This is a genomic window from Mycobacterium sp. (assembly GCF_004298145.1).
In the GTDB taxonomy this organism is placed as follows: domain Bacteria; phylum Actinomycetota; class Actinomycetes; order Mycobacteriales; family Mycobacteriaceae; genus Mycobacterium.
This window is the reverse complement of sequence record NZ_SCRH01000056.1, coordinates 132,776-154,719: the sequence shown is the minus strand read 5'-3', so window position 1 is coordinate 154,719 and position 21,944 is coordinate 132,776. Positions and strand designations below refer to the sequence as shown.

Sequence of the window (21,944 nt, the reverse complement as noted above, 5' to 3'; positions counted from 1 at the left end):
CCCTTGCCATATATGCAGTATCACGCATATATTTCCGGGCATGGGCGCCGGCCACAACCACACCCCCGCCGAGACCGACGATTCTCGGCTGATCCCGCGGATGATCATGGCCGCGGCGATTCTGGCGGCGTTCTTTGTCGTGGAACTGGCCACCTCGTTGCTGATCAACTCGATCGCGCTGCTGGCCGACGCCGGCCACATGCTGACCGACGTCGTCGCCGTCTTCATGGGGCTGGCCGCCGTCACGCTGGCCCGCCGCGGCAGCTCGTCGTCGGCCCGCACGTACGGCTGGCATCGCGCCGAGGTGTTCACCGCGGTCGCCAACGCGGGGCTGTTGGTCGGGGTGGCGCTGTTCATCCTGTTTGAGGCCGTCCAGCGGCTGAGCGACGCTCCCGCGATCCCCGGCGTGCCGATGATCGTCGTCGCGCTGGCCGGGCTGGCCGCCAACTTCGCCGTCGCGCTGTTGTTGCGGTCCCACTCCGCGGGGAGCCTGGCGGTCAAGGGCGCCTACATGGAGGTCGTCGCCGACACCGTGGGCAGCCTGGGCGTGCTGATCGCCGGTGTGGTCACCGTGACGACGCACTGGCCCTACGCCGACGTCGTGGTCGCCGTGCTGGTCGCGCTCTGGGTGCTGCCCCGGGCGATCGCGCTGGCCCGCGACGCGCTGCGGATCCTTTCCGAATCATCGCCGACCCACATCGACGTCGAGGCGCTGCGCGCCGCGCTCGGCGCCGTCGACGGTGTGACCGGCGTGCACGACCTGCACGTGTGGACGCTGTCCCCCGGCAAAGACATGTGCACCGCGCACCTGATCAGCACCGGCGACCCCGCCCGGGTCCTTCGTGACGCGCGGGCGGTGTTATCGGCCCGCGGGCTACAGCACGCCACCGTCCAGATCGACTGTCCCGACGACACCGATTGTTCGGAAAGCTTTTAAAGCGTTACAGCCCAAGCGCTTTGCGCGCCACGGGGTCGCAATCGTCGAGCAGGTCCAGGCACCGTGCGTACTCGTCGGTTTCGCCGATCGTGTCGGCGGCATGCGCCAGCGCCGCCACACAACGCAGGAAGCCGCGGTTGGGCTCGTGTGAATACGGGACGGGGCCGAACCCCTTCCAGCCGTTTCTGCGCAACTGGTCCAGGCCGCGGTGATACCCGGTACGCGCGTACGCGTAGGCGGTGATGGCCTGGTCGTCGGCCAGCGCCTGCTCGGCAAGCGCCGCCCAGGCCGCCGACGCCGTCGGATGCGCGGCGGCGACGATGCCCGGCTTCTCACCGGCAAGCAGTTCCGCTTCGGTATCCGCGTCTTCGGGCAGCAGGATCGGGTCGGGCCCTAAAAGATCTCCCATCGGCGTCATGGCTCCATTCTGCAGCTCGCCCGTTTTGCCCGCATGACGCACCTCGGCCATCGCCCCGGGCCGCGGTCCCGGTCGCTAAGCTCTGCAACTGCCCCACTCGACAGCGGGAGGACAGTAGTACTCATGCCCAACCCATCCGAACCCGACCGTGGCGGCACGCCGAAACGGCCCGGGTTCGACCCACGCGGGTATCGCAGCGAACCGAGCGACGAGTGGGGGCCCGAAACCGGCCCCGAAACCGGCTTCGAAAGCGACGCCACCGAGAGCGTCCCCCTGGTCCCCAGCGACGCCGAGACCGTGGTGATCAACAAATCCGATCCGGGCAGCGGCCCCGAAGAGATACCCGACCTGCCGCAGCGCGAACGCCGCTTCACCGCGCCGGGCTTCGACGCGAAAGAAACCACGATCATCTCCACCACCCCGGAACCCGCCACCGAGGTCTTCGCGACGCCGCCGGGATCCGACAGCACCACGCAGTTCGGAGTCGGGTCCAAAGCCGCTGTCCCGCAATCGATCCCACCTCGACTCGGCGGGAAGCTGCGCACCTCCACGCAATTCAACTGGGGTTGGATACTGGCGATCGTCGTGATCGTGCTGGCGCTGGCGGCGATCGCGATCCTGGGCACGGTGCTGCTCACCCGGGGCAAACACACCAGCGTTTCGCAGGAAGACCAGGTCCGGCACACCATCGGCAACTTCGACGTCGCGATTCAGCGGGGTGATCTGACCACGCTGCGCACCATCACCTGCGGCACCACCCGCGACGGCTACGCGGATTACGACGAACACGCCTGGGACGAAACGTACCGGCGCGTCTCGGCGGCCAAACAGTACCCGGTGATCGCCAGCATCGACCAGGTCGTCGTCAACGGCCAGCACGCCGAGGCCAACGTCACCACGTTCATGGCCTACGACCCGCAGCTGCGCTCCACCCGCAGCCTGGACCTGCAGTACCGCGACGACCAGTGGAAGATCTGCCAGTCCGCCAGCGGCTAACGTTCGGTATCGAGTGTGCGGCCGGCCGCACATTCGGGGATCGCGGCACGGCGGCAGTAGCGTCCAGGTGGCTCAACGTCTACCCCGGGCCGGTATGTTGATGGATCATGAGCACCGCCGTGACGGCCCTGCCCGCGATCCTCGACCCGATGTACTGGTTGGGCGCCGGCGGCGTCTTCGGGTCGGCGGTGCTGCCCGGGATTCTGGTCATCGTCTTCATCGAGACCGGACTGCTGTTTCCGTTGTTGCCCGGCGAGTCGCTGCTGTTCACCGGCGGCCTGCTGGCCGCGCATCCGCATCCACCGGTCAGCATCTGGGTGCTGGCGCCCAGCGTCGCCACGGTCGCGGTGCTGGGCGATCAAACCGGGTATTTCATCGGGCGGCGGATCGGGCCCGCGCTGTTCAACAAAGAAGATTCCCGATTCTTCAAGAAGCACTACGTGACCGAGTCACACGCCTTCTTCGAGAAGTACGGGCCCTGGGCGATCATCCTGGCCCGGTTCGCACCGTTCGTGCGGACGTTCGTCCCGGTGATCGCCGGGGTGTCCTACATGCGCTACCCGCTGTTCCTGGGGTTCGACATCGTCGGCGGCATCGCCTGGGGCGGCGGCGCGACGCTCGCGGGCTACTTCCTGGGCAATGTGCCGTTCGTGCACCACAACCTGGAAAAGATCATCCTGGGCATCCTGCTCGTGTCCATGATCCCGGCGTTCATCGCGGCCTGGCGCGGCTTTCGCGGCCGACGCCGCGCGGCGGACACGCCCGTCCGGGAGCCCGAGCGCCTGCCGGCATCCGAGTAGTCGGCCCCGGCGGCCGCGTCGGCCGCGCGCTCAGACCGCGACTTTGAAATCGCAGCCGGTCTTCGCGCGAATGTCCTCGACCGTCACCCCGGGATGCAATTGCGTGAGCACCAGCCCCTGTCCCGGCTCGACGTCAAAGACGCACAGGTTGGTGATGATCATGTCGACCACGCCCTTGCCGGTCAGGGGCAACGTGCACTGCTTGAGGATCTTCGGGGTGCCGTCCTTGGCGGTGTGGTCCATGACGACGATCACCCGCTTGACGCCCGACACCAGATCCATTGCGCCGCCCGGCCCCTTGACCATCTTGCCCGGCACCATCCAGTTGGCCAGGTCGCCGTTCTCGGCCACCTCCAGCCCGCCCAGGATGGAGAGGTCGATGTGGCCACCGCGGATCATCGCGAAGGAATCGGCGCTACTGAAAAAGCTGGACCCGGGCAGACTCGTGATGGTCTGCTTGCCGGCGTTGACGAGATCGGGGTCCACGGTGTCCTCGCTCGGGTAGGCCCCGATGCCGAGCAAGCCGTTCTCCGACTGCAGCGTGACATTGATGTCGTCGGGAATGAAGTTAGCCACCAACGTCGGGATGCCGATGCCCAGGTTCACGTAGTAGCCGTCGCGCAATTCGGCGGCCGCGCGCCGGGCCATGAGCTCGCGAATGGGGCTGTCGTTCTTCAGCGCGGCGCCGCCGGTCGTGGTGCGGAACTCGATGCGCTTCTCGTAGCCGGTTCCCGCGATGATGCGGTCCACGTAAATGCCGGGGGTGTGGACCAGGTCCGGATCCAGCTCGCCCACCTCGACCAGCTCTTCGACCTCGGCCACCGTCACCGCGGCGCAGGTGGCGATCATCGGGTTGAAATTGCGCGCGGTCTTGCGGTAGACGAGATTGCCGGCCGTATCGCCCTTCCACGCCTTGACGAGCGCCACATCCGCCCGGATACCTTCTTCCAGAACGTATTCCGTGCCGTCGAAGACCCGGGTGTCCTTGCCTTCGGCGAGATTGGTGCCGTAGGCCGTCCGCGTGTAGAACCCGGGAATCCCCGCGCCGCCGGCGCGCAGCTTCTCCGCCAGCGTGCCCTGGGGCGTGAGCGCGAGGTCCAGCTCCCCGGCCAGCACCTGGCGCTCGAACTCCTTGTTCTCGCCGACGTAGGAGGCGATCACCTTCTTCACCTGCCGCCCCTTGAGCAGCAGGCCCATGCCGAAATCGTCTACGCCGGCGTTGTTTCCGACGATGGTGAGATCCTTGATGCCGCTGTCTACCAGAGCCTGGATCAGCTTCTCCGGGATGCCGCACAGGCCGAAGCCGCCGGCGGCGATCGTGATGCCGTCCTTCAGCAGGCCATGCAGCGCCGACTCCGCGTCGGGGTGGACTTTCTTCACAGGGCGCTCCTGTCCTCGTGCGACGATTCGGCGGAGACGTTACAGGCGGCCTCCATGAGCATCCACCCCGACAGCTGCACCGACAGATCCCGTTCGCCGACCTCGGAGGCCATCACCGCGCCCTCGACGAACTCCGCCTGTCGGCCACCCGCGGTGGGCACCTGGGCGTCACGGTCCCAGAACGGGCCGAACACCGGCAGCCCGTTCACCGTCTGCCGGTAGTCCCACGCCGACTTCGCGCTGGCCAGCACGATCTGGCGGGCGGTGTCGCGGGCCTGCGCGTCCTCCGCCGAGTCCCCGGGCAGCGCCGTCGCCACCAGCGCCAGGTAGCGGGCGGTCACACCGGCGAACAGGCCGCCGTCGCCGCCGCCGGCACCGGCCAGCACGCCCGCCGGCGCCATGTGTTCGCGCACGGCCGCGACCAGCCGATGCACCCGGGCGGAGTGCCGCGCCCGGACCTGGGCCCCGGTGCGGGCAGCCAGCTCGGTCTCTAGCCCCAGCACCACACCCTGGCAGTAGGTGTACTGCGCGCGCACCAGCGAGCCGGCCTTGATGCCGTCGAACACCAGGTGCGTCTCCGGGTCGATCAGCGTCGCCTCGATCCAATCCCCGATCTGCTCGGCACGTTTGCGGTGGTCCCCGTAGCGGGCAAGGAAGATCCCGGCGGGGCCGTTGGCCGGGGCGTTGAAGAACCGGTCCTGCTTGCGCCAGGGGATGCCGCCGCCGTCCTCGGGCGCCCAGGCCCTGACGAACTGGTCGGCCAGCTTGGGCAACGCTTTTCGGCGCTGCACACCGGCGATGCGGGCGGCGCGTTCGAGCGCCAGCGCCAGCCAGGCCATGTCGTCGTAGTAGTTGTTGATCCACGAGAGGTTGTTGCGCAGCCGGTGCGAGCGGACCTGCCGGTTGATCTCGACGTGCCGGTGCGGCTGCGGATCGCGCGCCTGGGCGTCGACGAGGCAGTCCAGCAGATGCGCCTGCCACCAGTAGTGCCAGGTGCCGAACAACCGGTCTTTGCGCTGCGACGGCCAGGCCACCACCCCCAGCTGGGTCGCGGGCAGTCCCCACAGCCGCTTCAGGTGTCGTTGTGTGACAGCGGCTTCGCAGCTGGCCGCCCGGTTGACCCAGAGCTGATCCATACCTGCCGATCCTGCCCCATGCGGGTGAGCGTGCGGTTGCGGCATCTCACCAGGCGCGGGACAGGTCGGCGTGCTGCTCGACCCAGGCGTGCATGGCGATGCCGGCGGCGACCCCGGCGTTGATGCTGCGCGTCGAGCCGAACTGGGCGATCGACACCGTCAGCCTCGCGCCGGTGCGGGTGTCGTCGGTGATGCCCGGCCCCTCCTGCCCGAACACCAGCAGGCACTCGCGCGGCAGCGCGGCCTCCTCGAGGCGCGCCGCGCCCGGGACGTTGTCGACGGCGACGACGGTCAGGCCGGCGTCCGCCGCGAAGTCGAGCAGCTCGGCGGTGCTGTCGTGGTGGCACAACCGCTGATAGCGGTCGGTCACCATGGCGCCGCGGCGATTCCAGCGTCGCCGCCCCACGATGTGCACGGTGTGCACCGCGAAGGCGTTGGCGGTGCGCACCACCGAACCGATGTTGGCGTCGTGACCGAAGTTCTCGATCGCCACGTGCAGCGGATGCCGGCGCCGGTCGATGTCGGCGATGATCGCTTCCCGGGTCCAGTACCGGTAGGCGTCGACGACATTGCGAGTGTCGCCCTCGCGCAACAGGATTGGGTCATACCGCGGGTCGTCGGGCGGCTTGCCGGGCCACGGCCCGACACCGGCGGGCGGTGTCGCGGACCATTCGGTGGGCCCGGGTCCGTTCATCGCAGCGTCCACACCCCGGCGTGCGTGCCGTCGACCGCCAGCGTCGCGTAGAGCAGCGCGTCGTTGATCTCGCCCTGGGTGCACAGCGACGCGTTGACGCGCACGGCGTCCAGGGACGCGTCGGGCAGGATCAACACCGACGACCCGTACGTCGCGCAGGCGGGGTTCAGCCCCGGGGCGGGCAGGGTCGGCGATGCCAGCAGCATCATCGGGCCGCCGCGCTTGACGGACTCGTCGCGATAGCGGGCCGCGACGGCGCTGGCTTCCAACCCGAGCAGCATGTAGCCGTTGCCGGTGAACGCCCCCGGATCACCCAGCTGGGCCTTGGTCACCGGGGTGCCGTCGGCCCGCCACGCCGACAGGCTGGCGGTCTTGACCGCCAGGCCTCCGCTGTCGTTGGAGTTGGTCGGCAACAGCCCCACCGGGAAGGCGGCCGGGTAGGCCGACGAGCTGTCCGGGATCCGGTCGCGTGGCGAGTAGCTGTAGACGCCGCGGACCTGACTCCGATCCTTCAGCGGCCCAAGGCAAACCGTGCCGGTGAGCCGGTCGCGCGGCGCCGACAGCGGCGCGGGAAGATCACGCACATTGGTGGTCTTCGCTTGGAAGGATTTGTCGCAGCTGCCCAGGCCGTCGGCCTCCATGGGGTGGGCCAGCGCGCCGTACAGCCCGAAGCGGATGTCGGCGGGGTTGGCGTGCGGGCCCGTGGCCGAGGTCGGGCTCGCGTCGACGTCGACCAGCACGTAGTCGGCGTCCCAGCGCAGGTTCGACACCGACATGTTCCAGCCCAGCAGCGCCAGCGATTCGCCGAGTCGCGCGCCCTGCGCCCCGTAGGGACGGACGGCGTGGTTCGTCGATGAGCACCCGGCCAGACAGAACGCCAGGCAAACGGCTACCGCAAGGAAGGTGCGCACGGTGAAACGGACCTAGCCCAGGCCCAGCTCGGCGAGGCCCAGCACGCTGCGGTACGGCAGCCCCTCGGCCTCGATGGCCTCGGCGGCGCCGGTGGCGCGGTCCACCACGGTGGCCACCCCCAGCACCTCGCCGCCGGCCTCCCGCACGGCGCGCACCGCGGTGAGCGCCGAATTGCCGGTGGTGCTGGTGTCCTCGACGACCAGGACCCGCCGGCCGGAGACCTCGGACCCTTCGATAAGTCGTTGCATCCCATGCGTTTTGGCCGACTTGCGTACGACGAACGCGTCGATCGGGCGTCCCGGCGCGTGCATGATGGCCGTGGCCACGGGGTCGGCGCCCAGGGTCAGGCCGCCGACCACCGCGTAGTCCCAGTCGCTGGTCAGGTCCCGCATCAGCTTGCCGATCAACGCCGACGCGCGGTGGTGCAGGGTGGCCCGGCGCAGGTCGACGTAGTAGTCGGCCTCCTTGCCGGACGACAGCGTGACCCGGCCGTGCACCACCGCCAGCCGGCGCACCAGTTCCGCCAGCTCCTCGAGCTCAGGTTCGGCCACGGCCACCACCGATTCGTTTGGTGACGGCGCGCATCAGGGTCCGCGGGATCATGCGCTCGGCGGCGATGATCGCTTTGTACTGCAGACCGGGAATGCTGATCACCTTGCCGCGGGCGATATCGGCCAGGCTCTGACCGACGACGTCGTCGACCTCGAGCCACATGAACGACGGCGACTTGGACACGTCGATCCCGGCGCGGGCGTGAAATTCGGTGTGCACGTAGCCCGGGCACACGGCGTGCACGGAAACCCCGGTGCCCTGCAGTCCGACGGACAGGCCCTCGCTGAACGAGATCACCCACGCCTTGGACGCCGAATACGTCGACCCCCGCCCCGGCACCAGCCCGGCGACGCTGGCGATGTTGATGACCGTGCCGGCACCGGTGTCGAGCATGGCCGGCAGGGCCGCCCGGGTGAGGTGCATGACCGCGGTGACGTTGACGTCGAGCTGCGACTGCAGCAGCGCGGGATCGGTGGACCAGAAGTCGCCGGACGTGGCGAAGCCGGCGTTGTTCACCAGGACGCGCACTCCGGCGGCGAGGCGATCGCAAACCCGTTGCCGGTCAGCCGGATCGCCCAGGTCGGCGGGCAGAATCTCGACGCTGCCGGCGGTGTCCTGCAATTCGTCCGCCAGTCGCGTCAACCGTTCGGCATCGCGGGCGACCAGCGCCACGTCGTAGCCGTCGCGGGCGAAGCGCCGCGCATACCCGGCGCCGATCCCGGAGGTGGGCCCGGTGATCAGAGCTACGGGGCGAGGCATGAGCGACATCTTAATGACGGCGGCGCCATCAGCCCCTGGGCTACCCGAGGCTCGCCGTCAGCGCTGATAGTTGCTGGCCTGGTGGCCGTTGCGCCCGGTCGACGGTGGGCGGCGCAGCGTATCCGGGCGTCCCTCCGGCCGCGGCTGGTCGCGGCGCACCGGCTCGGGGGCGCGGCGGCCGGGCGCGACATCGGGGCCGAGCAGCCCGGCCACGTCCTGCTGCGCGCGCCTGGGCGGCAGCTCGGCGCGGCCCGCCGGCGCCAACGGCCGGCTCGGCGACGCGTTGCGCAGTCCGGCCGGCGGTCCGGCCTCCTGCGGGGTCTCCTCCGGCAGCGGCGGCAGCACCCGCAGCAGGTCGTTGAACTGACGCACGGTGCGCAGCCCCTCGTCCCATTGGGTGCGGGTGCTCGTGATCGGCATGGCGACCAGCGTCCAGTTCTGCTCGTTCCACATGATCTCGGCCGAGTCCGGTGCGGTGTGGGCGAAAGTGACCATGCGGCGGTCACAGGCGCGGCGGGCGGCATCCAGATTGGTGGAGTACACCATTCGCGGCCCGATCGCACCCAACAGCCAAATGTCGCTTTCCCGTGGCTCTTTGAGCCCCTTGAGCCGCAGGTCCACCACGACGTTGGTGCCCACCTTGCGGTGCAGCGCGATCACGGTGGCGACTTCCTCGAGGTCGAAGATGTAGACGGCCTCGCCGCGGATCTGGCCGAGCACCACGTTGTGGGCGGCCACGTCGCCGACCGTCGACATGACACCGCGCTTCCAGCGCTTGAGGATGTCGGTCGATTCGCGCTCGTAGTCGAAGCCGTGCGACCGCGCCCACGACTTACGGCGTCTGCTGCGCCCGCGCCGACGATCGACATCGACATACAGCAGCACCCCCGCGCCGACAAAGCACAGCGCGGACAGCGTGAACCAGAGGGGGACCATCCAAAACAGGGTATCTGCTATCGGCCCGGAACACAGAAGGCGACCAGGTCACAACCCAATCAAGGTTTGCTGCGCCCCGCTGGTGTGCGGCTGCGCCGAACGTCGACTTGTTGGGCGGTTGGCGCGAAATGCCCCCAACAAGTCGACGTTCGAGCGCGACTGGCCCAATGGTGGCGACCCGCTACCCCAGGATCAGCGAGTCGCCGTCCGGGCTGACGTTGACCGGAACGGTGTCACCGTCGTGCACGTCGCCGGCCAACAACTGCTTGGCCAGCTGGTCGCCGATGGCCTGCTGCAGCAGCCGGCGCAATGGCCGCGCCCCGTAGACCGGGTCGAATCCGCGATGCGCCAGCCACTGCTTGGCCGGCAGCGACACCTCCAGCGTGAGGCGGCGCTGGGCCAGCCGCTTCTGCAGCTGGGCCAACTGGATGTCGACGATGGCCACCAGCTCACCGGGCTCGAGGCCGTGGAAGACGATGACGTCGTCGAGCCGGTTGATGAACTCCGGCTTGAACGCCGACCGCACCGCGGCCATCACCTGCTCCTCGGTGCCACCCGATCCCAGGTTGGACGTCAGGATCAGGATGGTGTTGCGGAAGTCGACCGTGCGGCCCTGCCCGTCGGTGAGCCTGCCCTCGTCGAGCACCTGCAACAGCACGTCGAACACGTCCGGGTGCGCTTTTTCGATCTCGTCGAACAGGATCACCGTGTACGGACGCCGCCGCACCGCCTCGGTCAGCTGACCGCCCTGGTCGTAGCCGATGTAACCGGGAGGGGCGCCGACCAGGCGGGCCACCGAGTGCTTCTCGCCGTATTCGCTCATGTCGATGCGGACCATCGCGCGTTCGTCGTCGAACAAGAACTCCGCCAGCGCCTTGGCCAGCTCGGTCTTACCGACACCGGTCGGGCCGAGGAACATGAACGATCCGGTCGGCCGGTTGGGGTCGGCGACACCGGCCCGCGCACGCCGCACGGCGTCGGACACCGCCGCCACCGCCTTGCGCTGCCCGATGACGCGCTTACCCAGCTCGTCTTCCATGCGCAGCAGTTTCGCGGTCTCGCCTTCGAGCATCCGGCCGGCCGGGATGCCGGTCCACGCCGACACCACATCGGCGATGTCGTCGGGTCCGACCTCCTCCTTGAGCATCATGTTCTCGCGGGCCTCGGCCTGCGGCAGCGCGGCGTCGAGCTTCTTCTCGACCTCGGGGATGCGGCCGTAGCGCAGCTCGGCGGCCTTGGCCAGATCGCCGTCGCGCTCGGCGCGCTCGGACTCCCCGCGCAGCGCCTCGAGCTGTTCCTTGAGCTCACGCACGACGTCGATCGCGTTCTTCTCGTTCTGCCAGCGGGTCGTCAGCTCCGCCAACTTTTCTTTCTGGTCGGCCAGCTCGGAGCGCAGCTTGTCCAGCCGCTCCGCCGAGGCCTCGTCCTCCTCCTTGGCCAGCGCCATCTCTTCGATCTCGAGCCGGCGCACCAGGCGCTCGACCTCGTCGATCTCGACGGGCCGCGAGTCGATCTCCATCTTCAGCCGGCTGGCGGCCTCGTCGACCAGGTCGATGGCCTTGTCCGGCAGGAAGCGTGCCGTGATGTAGCGGTCGGACAGCGTCGCCGCGGCCACCAGGGCCGAGTCGGTGATGCGCACACCGTGGTGCACCTCGTAGCGGTCCTTGAGCCCGCGCAGGATGCCGACGGTGTCCTCCACCGACGGCTCGCCGACCAGCACCTGCTGGAAGCGGCGCTCCAGCGCGGCGTCCTTCTCGATGTACTTGCGGTACTCGTCGAGCGTGGTGGCGCCGACCAGCCGCAGCTCGCCGCGGGCCAGCATCGGCTTGATCATGTTGCCGGCGTCCATCGCCCCCTCGCCGGTCGCGCCGGCGCCGACGATGGTGTGCAGCTCGTCGATGAAGGTGATGATCTGGCCGGCGGAGTTCTTGATGTCGTCGAGGACGGCCTTGAGGCGCTCCTCGAACTCGCCGCGGTACTTCGCGCCGGCCACCATCGAGCCGAGGTCCAGGCTGACGACGGTCTTGTCACGCAGGCTCTCGGGCACGTCACCGGCCACGATGCGCTGGGCCAGGCCCTCGACGATCGCGGTCTTGCCGACGCCGGGCTCGCCGATCAGCACCGGGTTGTTCTTGGTGCGACGCGACAGCACCTGCACGACGCGGCGAATCTCGTTGTCACGCCCGATGACCGGGTCGAGTTTGCCTTCGCGGGCGCGCGCGGTCAGGTCGGTGGAGTACTTCTCCAGCGCCTGATAGGTGGCCTCCGGCTCGGGGCTGGTGACGCGGGCGCTGCCGCGTACCTTGACGAAGCCGTCGCGCAGGGCCTGCGGCGACGCGCCATGGCCGGTCAGCAGCTTGGCGACCTCGGAGTCACCGGTGGCCAGGCCCACCATCAGGTGTTCGGTGGAGACGTATTCGTCGTCCATCTCGGTGGCCAGTTGCTGGGCGGTGGTGATGGCGGCCAGCGACTCGCGGGACAGCTGCGGTTGCGAGCTGGCGCCGCTGGTCTGCGGCAGCTGCTCCAGCAGGCGCTCGGCCTCGGCGCGGATGGTGGCGGGCTCGACGCCCACGGCCTGAAGCAGCGGCACGGCGATGCCGTCCGCCTGCGTCAGCAAGGCCATCAACAGGTGAGCGGGCCGGATCTCGGGGTTGCCGGCGGCCGAGGCCGCCTGCAGCGCCGAGGTCAGCGCCGCCTGGGTCTTGGTGGTCGGGTTGAAAGAGTCCACGACACCTCCATTCGGGTCGAAAAGGAGCTGGCAGAAATGTTTGTCTGCTTGTTCAACATCGTCAAGGTTGAGTCTGTTCCGCTCAACTCTACCGAGTTTTGGGCGCTATGGCGTACGGGGTACCCACGTGGCGATGACGCAGACGACGGAGCACCCCGACCAGGCCGGCGCCCAGCTCGCCGGAACCCCGCGCCGAGGCACCCGCTTATGGCTGGCCGCCCTCGCCGCCGGACTGGCGCTCGCCGGCCTCGTCTCGGTCGGGTTGCGCACCGACCCCGCCAACGGCAACCAGTCGACTGAGGTGCCGGATGCCGGGACGCTGCAGGTCAGCGGCGCCGGTGCGACCAAGACGCTGCCCTGCCACGCCGGCTATCTGTCGGTGAGCGGAAAGAACAACACGATCACCTTCACCGGCCACTGCGCCAGCGTCACCGTCTCGGGCAACCGCAATCGCGTCACGGTCGACAGCACGGACGCGGTGAGCACATCCGGAACCGGCAACGTCGTTCTCTACCACTGGGGTTCACCCCAGATCGTCAACGCGGGGACCGCCAACATCGTCCGGCAAGGCTGAGTCACCGGCATCCGAGCCTAGAATCGGGGCCCGTGAGCCTAGAGGACGTCCAGGCGTTGCGCGTGCTGCGCGACGCCTTCGAACCGGGCGACGCGGGCTGCCCGGGCTCCCAGGGTGATTCCGGCGACCTCGTCCACCGCTTCTACACCCACTGGTTCGCCCTCGATGCCTCGGTGCGCGATCTGTTCCCACCCGAAATGGGAGCCCAGCGCGTCGCTTTCGGCCATGCGCTGCACTGGGTGTACGGCGAGCTGGTGGCGCGGCGCGCCCGGGAACCGGTGGCGTTTTTGGCCCAACTCGGACGGGACCATCGCAAATACGGTGTGCTGCCGCATCATTACGAAACCCTGGGTCGCGCGCTGTTGGCGACGCTGCGCTCTCACCTGGGTGCGGCCTGGACCGGCGCCGTCGACGAGGCGGCCCGGCAGTCGCTGAACCTGATCACCGGGGTGATGAGCGGCGCCGCGGACGCCGACGAGGGACCCGCCTGGTGGGACGGCACCGTCATCGAGCACCTGCGGGTGTCCCGGGATCTGGCGGTGGTGCGGCTGCAGCTCGACCAGCCCATGCACTACCACCCCGGGCAATACGTCAACGCCCATGTCCCGCAATGCCCGCGCCGCTGGCGGTATCTGAGCCCCGCCATCCCGGCCGATCCCGGCGGCGGGATCGAGTTCCACGTCCGCCTGGTCCCCGGCGGCCTGGTCAGCACCGCGATCGTCAACGAGACCCGGCCCGGTGACCGGTGGCGGCTGTCCAGCCCGCACGGCGGCCTGAGGGTCGACCGAGAGGGCGGCGACGTGCTGATGGTCGCGGGCAGCACGGGTCTGGCGCCGCTGCGCGCGCTGATCATGGACCTGGCCCGGTACGCGGTGAACCCCCGAATACATCTGTTCCTCGGCGCGCGCTACCGCTGCGAACTCTACGACCTGCCCACCTTGTGGCAGGTCGCGTCGCACAATTCGTGGCTGTCGGTCTCGCCGGTCTCGGAGTACAACGCCGACCCGGCCTGGGCCGCCGACTATGCCGACGTCACCCCACCGCGGGGCCTGCACGTGCACCAGATCGGACGGCTGCCCGACGTGGTGACCAAGTACGGCAGCTGGGGAGACCGGCAGATCCTGATCTGCGGCGGGCCGGCGATGGTCAGCGCCACCAAGTCCGCCCTGATCGCCAAAGGCGCTCCGCCCGAACGTATTCAGCACGACCCGCTCTGGAGGTAGCCATGCATGTCGTCACCCTGCGCGATCCCGAGTCATCGGTAACCGCGCAGTTCGTCCCCGAGGCGGGCATGATCGGCACGTCGCTGAGCGACGCGGGCGTGGAGCTGCTCGGCCAGCGCCGCGGCCTGGACGCCTACATCACCGACGGCAAGACGATGGGGATCCCGATCCTGTATCCGTGGGCAAACCGGTTGGGCGAGAACACCTATGCCGCGCAGGGCGCGACGGTCACCCTGACGCCGGGCGAAAACGGGGTGCGTGCCGACCCCAACGGGCTGCCCATCCACGGCGTCCTGGCCGCCTATCCCGGCTGGCGGGTGACCGACGAAACCGCCAACGAATTGACCGCGCGGGTGGATTTCGGCGCCGATCCGCGACTGCTGGAAAGCTTCCCGTATCCGCATGTGCTGACGGTGGCGGTGCGGCTGGTTGACCGGACGCTGACGGTGCGGACCACGGTCGCCGCCACCGCCGCGTCGGCGGTGCCGCTGTGCTTCGGCTTTCATCCCTACCTGCAGCTGCCAGGTGTGCCCCGAGGCGAATGGATCATCGAGACGCCGGCGCTGCGGCACCTGCGCCTCGACGACAAGGGGCTGCCCACCGGCGAGGCCACACCGCGGCTGGCACGAGAAGAGGCGTTGCGCGACAAGACTTTCGACGACGCCTACGACCGGGTGACCGACGGTGCGGTGTTCGCGGTGTCCGGCGGCGGACGCCGCCTCGAGGTGCATTTCGAGCGGGGCTATCCGGCGGCGCAGATCTTCGCGCCGGCGGTCGAGGATCCCGGCAAGGCCATCGTGTGCTTCGAGCCGATGACCGCGCCGACCGACGCGCTGCGCCGCGGCGGCTATCGCTGTGCGCGGCCGGGCGAACCGGCGGTGACGCAGTTTTCGATCCGCGTGGCCTAGCGCCCGCGGCGCGGCTGCCACACGACCAGCGCGGTGCTCTTGGGCACCACCGCCACATCGCGGCGCTGGCTGACCCGCGTCTGCGCCAACTCCTCGGTCAGCTCCCGCACCCGCGCCTGCAGCGCCTCCACGTGATTGGTCAGCTCGATGATGCGCTTGATCCCGGCGAGGTTGACGCCCTCGTCCTGCGAGAGCCGTTGCACCTCGCGCAGCAGGTCCACGTCGTGCTCCGAATAGCGGCGTCCCCCACCGGTAGTGCGGCGCGGGCTGACCAGGCCGAGACGGTCGTAGGTGCGCAGTGTTTGGGCGTGCATGCCGGCCAGCTCGGCGGCGACCGAGATCAGGAAGGTCCGGGCCTCGTGCCCCTTGTGGTTCTTGGCCATCACCGATTACCCGCCCATCCAGCCCGTGGGTCAAAGCCACTGGAGCGCTCGGCGGCCGCGTAGGCCTCCAGCGCCTCCTGAGCTCCACCCTCCAGATTCGGTGGCACGGCGACCTTTACGGTGACCAGCAGGTCCCCGTTGCCGCCGCTGCGCTTGGGCACACCACGTCCGCGCACCCGCAGAATGCGGCCGTCGGAGGTCCCCTTGGGCACCCGAACACCGACTTTCCCGTCCAGTGTGGGTACCGAAATCGTTGAACCCAAAGCCAATTCGGTGAAGCTGACCGGAACGGTCACGGTCAGGTCGTCGCCATCGCGCCCGAACACCTTGTCCGGCCGCACATGCACCGTCACATACAGGTCGCCCGACGGCGCACCCCGCAACCCGGCCTCACCCTGGCCGGGCAGTCGGATCCGCTGTCCGTCCTCGACGCCGGGCGGGATCCGCACGTTGATGGTGCGGGTGCGGGTGGTGACCCCGGTGCCCTTGCACTCCTCGCAGGGGTGCTCGATGATCGAGCCGCTGCCCCGGCAATCGGTGCAGGGCTCGGAGAAACCGAACGCCCCCTGGTTGCGGTTGATCACGCCGGAGCCGTTACAGGTGGGACACACCTTCGGGCTGGTGCCCGGCCGCGCCCCGCTGCCATGGCAGTTGGTGCACGGCGCGGGGCTGGTCAGCCGCAGCGGCATCGCCACGCCCTTGGCGGCCTCGACGAAATCCAGCTGGGTCTCGGTCTCGAGGTCGTTGCCGCGGCGCGGCCGGCTGGGACGGGCGGCCGAGCCGCGCCCGAACAACCCACCGAACAGGTCGCCGATGTTGGTGCCGCCGCTTCGGCCGGCGGCGTCGAACAAATCGTTGAGGTTGAACTCCGCCCCATCGCCGCCGACGTTGAAGCCGCCGAAGCCCCCGCCGTCGAAGCGGCGCCCGCCAAAACCCCCGCCGGCGAACAGCCTTCGGGTTTCGTCGTATTCCTTGCGCTTGGCCGGGTCGGCTAACACGTTGTGCGCCTCCGACACCGCTTTGAATCGTTCACCGGCGGCGGGATTGTCCGGGTTGGCGTCCGGATGCAGATCGCGCGCCAGCTTGCGGTAGGCGCGCTTAATCTCTTCGGGACTGGCGTCGGGGGAGACGCCCAGCTCCTTGTAGAAGTCTTTTTCGACCCATTCACGCTGGGCCATGTCGCGTCACCCCCTCACCTCTGGCGTCGTGTTGTGCTGATTGTGTGGTCTAGTCACCGGATGTGCCGGCGTTATCGTCCGATTCGACCGGTCCGGTTTCCTGAGCCTCACCGGTCGCGGCCGGTTCGCCGTTGCCATCGGCGACCGTGTCGACGACGCCGACCATGGCGTGGCGCAGGATTTGATCGCCGAGCTTGTAGCCCTGCCGCATGACGGTGCCGATCACCGGGCGGGAGCCGTCACCCTCGTGCTGAACGGCTTCGTGTAGCACCGGGTCGAAGTCTTCGCCCTCCTCGCCGAACGCCGTCAGGCCGAGCCCGATCAGCGCGCCTAGGAGTTTGTCGCCCACCGCCTTCAGCGGGCCCGACTCCAGGTCGCCGTGCTTGCGCGCCCGGTCGAGATCGTCGAGCACGCCCAGCAATTGGTTCACGACGGTGGCCTTGGCCCGGTCCGCCGCGGCCTGCTGGTCACGCAGCGCACGCTTGCGGTAGTTGGCGAAGTCGGCCTGGACCCGCTGCAGATCGACGAGCAACTCGGCCGCCTTGCCGGCCTCCTCCGGGCTTTCACCGGTGAACGCCCCCGAGGCCGTCCCCCCCGGCGTGCCGCCGGGAGGGACCTGCCGTACTTCCCCGGTCTCAGGATCGATTCGCCGCTTGTCGGTGACGGTCACCTGTTCCTGTGGATTTCCTTCTGTCACTTGGACTCCCGGTCATCGTCGACCACCTCCGCGTCCACGACGTCGTCGGCGGAGCCCGACGGCCCGCCGGTCGCGTCGGCGTGCTCGGCGCCGCCCTGGGTGGCCTCGTAGATCGCCTGCCCGAGCGCCTGCGACTCCTGGCCCAGCTTCTCCATCGCCGACTTGATCGCGGTGATGTCGGTGCCGGCCAGGGCCGTCTTGGCCTCGGCGATCGCGGCGTCGACCTTGGACAGCGTGTCCTCGGGAACCTTCGAGACGCCTTCGGCGCCCCGTTGTTCGGCGACGAACTTCTCCGTCTGGTAGACCAGCGATTCCGCCTGGTTGCGAACGTCGGCTTCCTCGCGACGCTGACGGTCCTCCTCGGCGTGCGCCTCGGCGTCCTTGATCATCCGGTCGATCTCCTCCTTGGACAGGCCGGAGCCCTCCTGGATTTTGATCGTGTTCTCCTTGCCGGTGCCCTTGTCCTTGGCCGTGACGTGCACGATGCCGTTGGCGTCGATGTCGAAGGTGACCTCGATCTGCGGGACGCCGCGGGGCGCCGGTGGGATGCCGGTCAACTCGAAGGAGCCGAGCAGCTTGTTGTGCGAAGCGATTTCGCGCTCACCCTGATACACCTGGATCTGCACCGACGGCTGGTTGTCATCGGCCGTGGTGAAGGTCTCCGACCGCTTGGTCGGGATCGTGGTGTTGCGTTCGATGAGCTTGGTCATCACGCCGCCCTTGGTCTCAATACCCAGACTCAGCGGCGTAACATCAAGCAGCAGAACGTCTTTCACCTCGCCCTTGAGCACACCCGCCTGCAGCGCGGCACCCACGGCCACAACCTCGTCGGGGTTGACGCCCTTGTTGGGCTCCTTGCCGCCGGTCATCTCCTTGACCAGCTCCGACACCGCGGGCATGCGGGTGGAACCACCCACCAAAACCACGTGGTCGATCTCGGAGACCGAGATACCGGCGTCCTTGATCACGGACTGGAAGGGCTGACGGGTGCGGTCCAGCAGATCCTGTGTGATGCGCTGGAATTCGGCGCGGGTCAGCTGCTCGTCGAGGAACAGTGGGTTCTTGTCCGCGTCGACGGTGATGTAAGGCAGGTTGATCGACGTGCCCTGCGAACTCGAGAGCTCGATCTTGGCCTTCTCCGCGGCCTCACGCAGCCGCTGCATCGCCATCTTGTCCTTGGTCAGGTCAATACCACTGGTGCCCTTGAACTTGTCGACGAGCCACTCGACGACGCGGTCATCCCAGTCGTCCCCACCGAGGTGGTTGTCACCGCTGGTGGCGCGGACCTCGACCACGCCCTCGCCGATCTCGAGCAGCGAGACGTCGAACGTGCCGCCGCCGAGGTCGAAGACCAGGATGGTCTGTTCCTTCTCACCCTTGTCCAGGCCGTAAGCCAGTGCGGCGGCCGTCGGCTCGTTGACGATGCGCAGCACGTTCAGGCCGGCGATCTGGCCGGCTTCCTTGGTCGCCTGACGCTGGGCGTCGTTGAAGTACGCCGGCACGGTGACGACCGCATCGGCGACGTCCTCACCCAGGTACGCCTCGGCGTCGCGCTTCAGCTTCATCAGCACGCGCGCGCTGATCTCCTGAGCGGTGTATTTCTTGTCATCGATCTCGATGGACCAGTCGGTGCCCATGTGCCGCTTGACCGAACGGATGGTGCGGTCGACGTTGGTGACCGCCTGGTTCTTGGCGGGCTGGCCGACGAGCACCTCGCCGTTGCGCGCGAATGCGACGACGGACGGGGTGGTCCGCGAGCCCTCGGAGTTGGCGACGACGACGGGGTCACCACCCTCGAGGACTGCGACGACGGAGTTGGTGGTCCCGAGGTCGATACCGACCGCACGAGCCATAGTGATTCCTCCTGATTGTGTAGAGCTTCTTTGGTGCCACTATGCTGAGTGAACCCCGCTCAAGCCTGCCCCTGGGGGCCGTGGGCTGTCAACCAGACTTGAGCCTTGCTCACTCAACTTGTCGATCATGTTAACGGCCCGCGGTCGCGCGTTGTTCCCGGGGGCCGGGGATGAATTCGCGACCGGCCGGCTGCACCTTACGAAGAAGACGACGATGGGACAGCTCAGTGCCGAGACGGCGCTGGTCCCGGGCGCACCATCCGGCATCGGCCTGGCCGCGGCCCGTGCCCCGGCGGTAGGTGTCGCTCGCGTACGTCAGTCCGCGCCCACGAGCGCGGCCGCGTCGGTGTCACGGGCGAGCGCCACGGCGCCTGCGATGACTTGTGCCCACATGCGGTCACCTCGATCGGTCTGTTCCAGCGTCGTCGCCGTCGCAACGCACATCAGCAAGGGGTAGAGCGACGCCACGCGGTAGCTCGTGTACGCGGCTTCGAATCCGAAGTCTGTGACGCCCGCTGCCGCAAGCCCGTCCACCCATGCGCAGAGCAAGTCCTTCTCCTGCGAACGGCGCCGTTCGATGTCGACACATGTGGAGAGGAACACTGCGACGTCCAGCCCGGGTGTCGCGATCCCGCAGGTCTGCCAGTCCAGCAGGCAAACCGGCGGCGCTTCGCCGCGGTGCCCGAAGATCATGTTGTCCAATCGGAAGTCACCGTGTCCGACGACGAACGGCGGACTCCAGATGAGGTCCACCGCCTCGGGCGAGTGCTGCCCCACCGCACGGATGAGGTCGAGATCCTCGACCGGGAGTCGATCGCCGAACCGCTCTATGAACGATTCGATCAAGTGCGGTACGGCGCCGAACAGCATCCGCGACGGGGTCAGGTCGGTCATCCACTGCTGGTCCAGGAGCCAGGGGTCGTTCCACAGGGGAGCTTGCAGCTTGACCACCTCCGCGAGCACGGCACGGATTTGTTCGTCGGTCGCGCCGACCAGCATGTCGCCCGGTTCGGCGCGCCCGGAGAGGTCCTCGATCACCAGCGTGAACCGTCCGCTTTGCGGGTCGAGTCGACTCCAATGCCGGTGCGGCACGGTGATGCCGACCCTGTGGGCGACGTCCTCGTAGAACCGGATCTCGGATAGGTACATCCCCAATCCGATGCCCATCTGTCGGCTGCCTTCGTCGACGGACGGTTGTTTGACGATCACTGACCGCGGGCCGGCATTCGGGTTCGAATACTCGAGTTCCGCACGGACTACGGTGGCCAATTGTCCGCCGACGCCGAAGCGGTGGGCGTCGACCCCGATCACCTCGGAATCGGGTGCCAGCGAGCCGGTTTCGCGCAGTGCGTCGGTGAACCAGGCGGGGGTGAGTTCATCGATCGTGTCGGTGAGGTCAGCCATTGTCATTTCCTCGGTGCGGGTTCGGCGTGTGCCGCAACCGCCGGCACGATGAAGGTCCTCAGGTGACGTCGGACCGAGTCCCGGGTGGGGTAGCGCTCGGCGTGTTCGACCATGGCGATCTGGGACATCAAGAACCAGTCGGTGATCTCGTCGACGTCCAGGTCTCGGCGCAGTTCACCGCGTTCCTGGCCGTAGGTGATGACCGGAACCCACCACAGCTGCTGGGCTTCTCGTAGTCCGGAATCCCCGCCGAGCAGCCGGAGGAAGGTGCGTGCACCATCGCCGATGAGGTGGGAAGCGAAGGCGTCGGCGAGGAGATCGTCATGGCCCATGACCAGTGATTTGACGATGAGGTCCGTCGCGGGGCCCTCGATCGGCAGTTCAGCCAGCCGTCGGCGGCTCAGCTCTTCGGCCGCGTGGACGATCGTGGTCACGATCAACGCTTCCTTGCTCTCCACGTGTCGGTAGAGCTGCGGGCGTCGCAGGTTCGCCTCGGCGGCGATGTCGCTCATCGACGTCTTCTCCACGCCCCAGCGGCGAAAGCACACCGTCGCAGCGCGGACGATGCGCTCATGAGTGGTGAGGGATTCGGTCTCCGTCATGACCCCTCCCGTAGCTATGTGATCCACGTATCGGTACAGTATGACAGGAACTGTTCTTTTGTCACACTGAAATGTCCGATCGGGAGGACATGCCTGTGCACCTCGCCGGAGCGCACGTCGTCGTCACGGGAGCGACCCGGGGAATCGGCCTGGCCCTCGCCGATGCATTCGCGGCGGCCGGGGCGACCATCACCGCAGTGGCGCGGCCGGGAGCTCGGCTCGACGCGCTCACCGCGCGGTCGTGGCGCACCCTCGCCGTAGACCTGTCGGTCGCCGCGGAAGTGGATGGGCTCATCGAGCGCGCGGCCTCGACGGCGGGTCCGGTGGATGTGCTGATCAACAACGCCGGCCTCAACCGGGCGCAGGTGCTCGCGGGGACCGATGCCAGAGCACTCCGCAGCATCCTGACCACCAACCTGGTGACACCGATGGAGCTGATACGGCAGGTCTTGCCGTTCATGTTGGAGCGGCGCCACGGCGCCGTCGTCAACATCTCCTCGGTTGCAGGCGAGCTGGCCCTGCGCAATCAGGTTCCGTACTGCGCGAGCAAGAGTGGGCTCACGCATGCCACCCGCGCGCTGCAGCGTGAGCTCAAGAACACCGGAGTCTCAGCGCATCCCGTCGTTCTGGGTCTGGTCGCCACAGACATGATCGACGAGCTGTCCCGGGATCCCGTCGGCGCACGCATCGCTCGTCGGTTCGACAAGCTGCCCGCGCTGGATCCCGCCGATGTGGCGGCCCGGGTCGTGCGCGTGGTCGACCGCGGTCGCGGCTCGGTCGTCATGCCGGCTCTCGTCGCACCCGCCCATCACCTTCGTGCCCTTCCGAGCTATCTGACTGACGGCCTACTGGCCGGAATCCACTAATGCGAAAG

22 protein-coding genes are annotated in these 21,944 nt (G+C 68.4%); 7 read left to right on the top strand and 15 right to left on the bottom strand.

Annotated features, from left to right (window positions below; all coding sequences use genetic code 11):
- The first annotated feature begins 40 nt into the window (after positions 1–40).
- Positions 41–937: a cation diffusion facilitator family transporter gene (locus EPN51_RS25080; RefSeq protein WP_293048214.1), complete on the top strand. Its 897-nt coding sequence runs from the start codon at positions 41–43 to the stop codon at positions 935–937.
- A gap of 4 nt (positions 938–941) precedes the next feature.
- Here EPN51_RS25080 and EPN51_RS25075 read toward each other — a convergent pair whose 3' ends face one another.
- On the bottom strand, positions 942–1,355 hold the full coding sequence (locus tag EPN51_RS25075) for a DUF3151 domain-containing protein (protein WP_293048212.1): 414 nt from the start codon (positions 1,353–1,355) through the stop codon (positions 942–944).
- A 123-nt stretch (positions 1,356–1,478) separates the two neighbouring features.
- On the opposite strand from EPN51_RS25075, the gene EPN51_RS25070 reads away from it, so the two are divergent.
- Both EPN51_RS25070 and EPN51_RS25065 read left to right on the top strand, forming a co-directional pair.
- Positions 1,479–2,351, top strand: coding sequence for a hypothetical protein (locus EPN51_RS25070; protein WP_293048209.1), 873 nt, complete (start codon positions 1,479–1,481; stop codon positions 2,349–2,351).
- 107 nt (positions 2,352–2,458) lie between these two features.
- Positions 2,459–3,151: a VTT domain-containing protein gene (locus tag EPN51_RS25065; protein ID WP_293048206.1), complete on the top strand. Its 693-nt coding sequence runs from the start codon at positions 2,459–2,461 to the stop codon at positions 3,149–3,151.
- A 30-nt stretch (positions 3,152–3,181) separates the two neighbouring features.
- On the opposite strand, the gene EPN51_RS25060 is transcribed toward EPN51_RS25065, so the two are convergent.
- The 8 genes from EPN51_RS25060 to clpB all read right to left on the bottom strand — a co-directional run bounded on the left by EPN51_RS25060 (position 3,182) and on the right by clpB (position 12,248).
- On the bottom strand, positions 3,182–4,531 hold the full coding sequence (locus tag EPN51_RS25060) for a 3-oxoacid CoA-transferase (RefSeq protein ID WP_293048203.1): 1,350 nt from the start codon (positions 4,529–4,531) through the stop codon (positions 3,182–3,184).
- The gene (locus EPN51_RS25055) at positions 4,528–5,667 is read right to left on the bottom strand and encodes a glycoside hydrolase family 76 protein (protein WP_293048200.1); all 1,140 of its coding nucleotides are present in this window, start codon (positions 5,665–5,667) and stop codon (positions 4,528–4,530) included. The genes EPN51_RS25060 and EPN51_RS25055 overlap by 4 nt, the downstream gene beginning before the upstream one ends.
- Positions 5,668–5,713: 46 nt before the next feature.
- Positions 5,714–6,361, bottom strand: coding sequence for an RNA methyltransferase (locus EPN51_RS25050; RefSeq protein WP_293048198.1), 648 nt, complete (start codon positions 6,359–6,361; stop codon positions 5,714–5,716).
- Positions 6,358–7,272: a hypothetical protein gene (locus EPN51_RS25045; RefSeq protein ID WP_293048196.1), complete on the bottom strand. Its 915-nt coding sequence runs from the start codon at positions 7,270–7,272 to the stop codon at positions 6,358–6,360. Before EPN51_RS25045 ends, EPN51_RS25050 begins: the two co-directional genes overlap by 4 nt.
- Positions 7,273–7,284: 12 nt before the next feature.
- The gene (gene pyrE, locus EPN51_RS25040; protein WP_293048193.1) at positions 7,285–7,824 is read right to left on the bottom strand and encodes an orotate phosphoribosyltransferase; all 540 of its coding nucleotides are present in this window, start codon (positions 7,822–7,824) and stop codon (positions 7,285–7,287) included.
- A complete protein-coding gene (locus EPN51_RS25035) occupies positions 7,811–8,584 on the bottom strand; it encodes an SDR family oxidoreductase (RefSeq protein WP_293048191.1) in 774 nt (257 codons plus the stop codon). The genes pyrE and EPN51_RS25035 overlap by 14 nt, the downstream gene beginning before the upstream one ends.
- Before the next feature lie 57 nt (positions 8,585–8,641).
- Positions 8,642–9,520, bottom strand: coding sequence for a trehalose monomycolate transport factor TtfA (gene ttfA / locus EPN51_RS25030; RefSeq protein WP_293048189.1), 879 nt, complete (start codon positions 9,518–9,520; stop codon positions 8,642–8,644).
- Between the two features lie 181 nt (positions 9,521–9,701).
- Positions 9,702–12,248 carry an ATP-dependent chaperone ClpB gene (clpB, locus tag EPN51_RS25025; RefSeq protein WP_293048187.1) on the bottom strand — a complete coding sequence of 849 codons (2,547 nt, stop codon included), beginning with the start codon at positions 12,246–12,248 and terminating at the stop codon, positions 9,702–9,704.
- Positions 12,249–12,381: 133 nt separating this feature from the next.
- Here clpB and EPN51_RS25020 point away from each other — a divergent pair, with 133 nt between their 5' ends.
- Genes EPN51_RS25020 through EPN51_RS25010 form a run of 3 tightly spaced genes read left to right on the top strand, consistent with a single transcriptional unit; the run spans position 12,382 to position 14,953 of the window.
- Entirely contained in the window at positions 12,382–12,822 is a 441-nt protein-coding gene (locus tag EPN51_RS25020) for a DUF3060 domain-containing protein (RefSeq protein WP_293048185.1), read from the top strand.
- Positions 12,823–12,854: 32 nt separating this feature from the next.
- Entirely contained in the window at positions 12,855–14,045 is a 1,191-nt protein-coding gene (locus tag EPN51_RS25015; protein WP_293048183.1) for an FAD-binding oxidoreductase, read from the top strand.
- A 2-nt stretch (positions 14,046–14,047) separates the two neighbouring features.
- Positions 14,048–14,953: an aldose 1-epimerase gene (locus EPN51_RS25010; RefSeq protein WP_293048180.1), complete on the top strand. Its 906-nt coding sequence runs from the start codon at positions 14,048–14,050 to the stop codon at positions 14,951–14,953.
- Here EPN51_RS25010 and EPN51_RS25005 read toward each other — a convergent pair.
- The 6 genes from EPN51_RS25005 to EPN51_RS24980 all read right to left on the bottom strand — a co-directional run bounded on the left by EPN51_RS25005 (position 14,950) and on the right by EPN51_RS24980 (position 21,070).
- Positions 14,950–15,336 carry a helix-turn-helix domain-containing protein gene (locus EPN51_RS25005; protein ID WP_293048178.1) on the bottom strand — a complete coding sequence of 129 codons (387 nt, stop codon included), beginning with the start codon at positions 15,334–15,336 and terminating at the stop codon, positions 14,950–14,952. The two genes, EPN51_RS25010 and EPN51_RS25005, sit on opposite strands and share 4 nt — an antisense overlap.
- Positions 15,336–16,514, bottom strand: a complete 1,179-nt coding sequence (gene dnaJ / locus EPN51_RS25000) for a molecular chaperone DnaJ (RefSeq protein ID WP_293048176.1) — start codon at positions 16,512–16,514, stop codon at positions 15,336–15,338. The genes EPN51_RS25005 and dnaJ overlap by 1 nt, the downstream gene beginning before the upstream one ends.
- Positions 16,515–16,563: 49 nt before the next feature.
- Positions 16,564–17,211, bottom strand: coding sequence for a nucleotide exchange factor GrpE (grpE, locus tag EPN51_RS24995; protein ID WP_293048174.1), 648 nt, complete (start codon positions 17,209–17,211; stop codon positions 16,564–16,566).
- Positions 17,208–19,064, bottom strand: coding sequence for a molecular chaperone DnaK (gene dnaK / locus EPN51_RS24990; protein WP_293048171.1), 1,857 nt, complete (start codon positions 19,062–19,064; stop codon positions 17,208–17,210). Before dnaK ends, grpE begins: the two co-directional genes overlap by 4 nt.
- A gap of 315 nt (positions 19,065–19,379) precedes the next feature.
- Entirely contained in the window at positions 19,380–20,468 is a 1,089-nt protein-coding gene (locus EPN51_RS24985) for a phosphotransferase (RefSeq protein ID WP_293048168.1), read from the bottom strand.
- A gap of 2 nt (positions 20,469–20,470) precedes the next feature.
- Positions 20,471–21,070, bottom strand: a complete 600-nt coding sequence (locus EPN51_RS24980) for a TetR/AcrR family transcriptional regulator (protein ID WP_293048165.1) — start codon at positions 21,068–21,070, stop codon at positions 20,471–20,473.
- Positions 21,071–21,159: 89 nt separating this feature from the next.
- Between EPN51_RS24980 and EPN51_RS24975 the strand changes: the two genes are divergently transcribed.
- Positions 21,160–21,936 carry an SDR family oxidoreductase gene (locus EPN51_RS24975; protein ID WP_293048162.1) on the top strand — a complete coding sequence of 259 codons (777 nt, stop codon included), beginning with the start codon at positions 21,160–21,162 and terminating at the stop codon, positions 21,934–21,936.
- Positions 21,937–21,944: the final 8 nt, after the last annotated feature.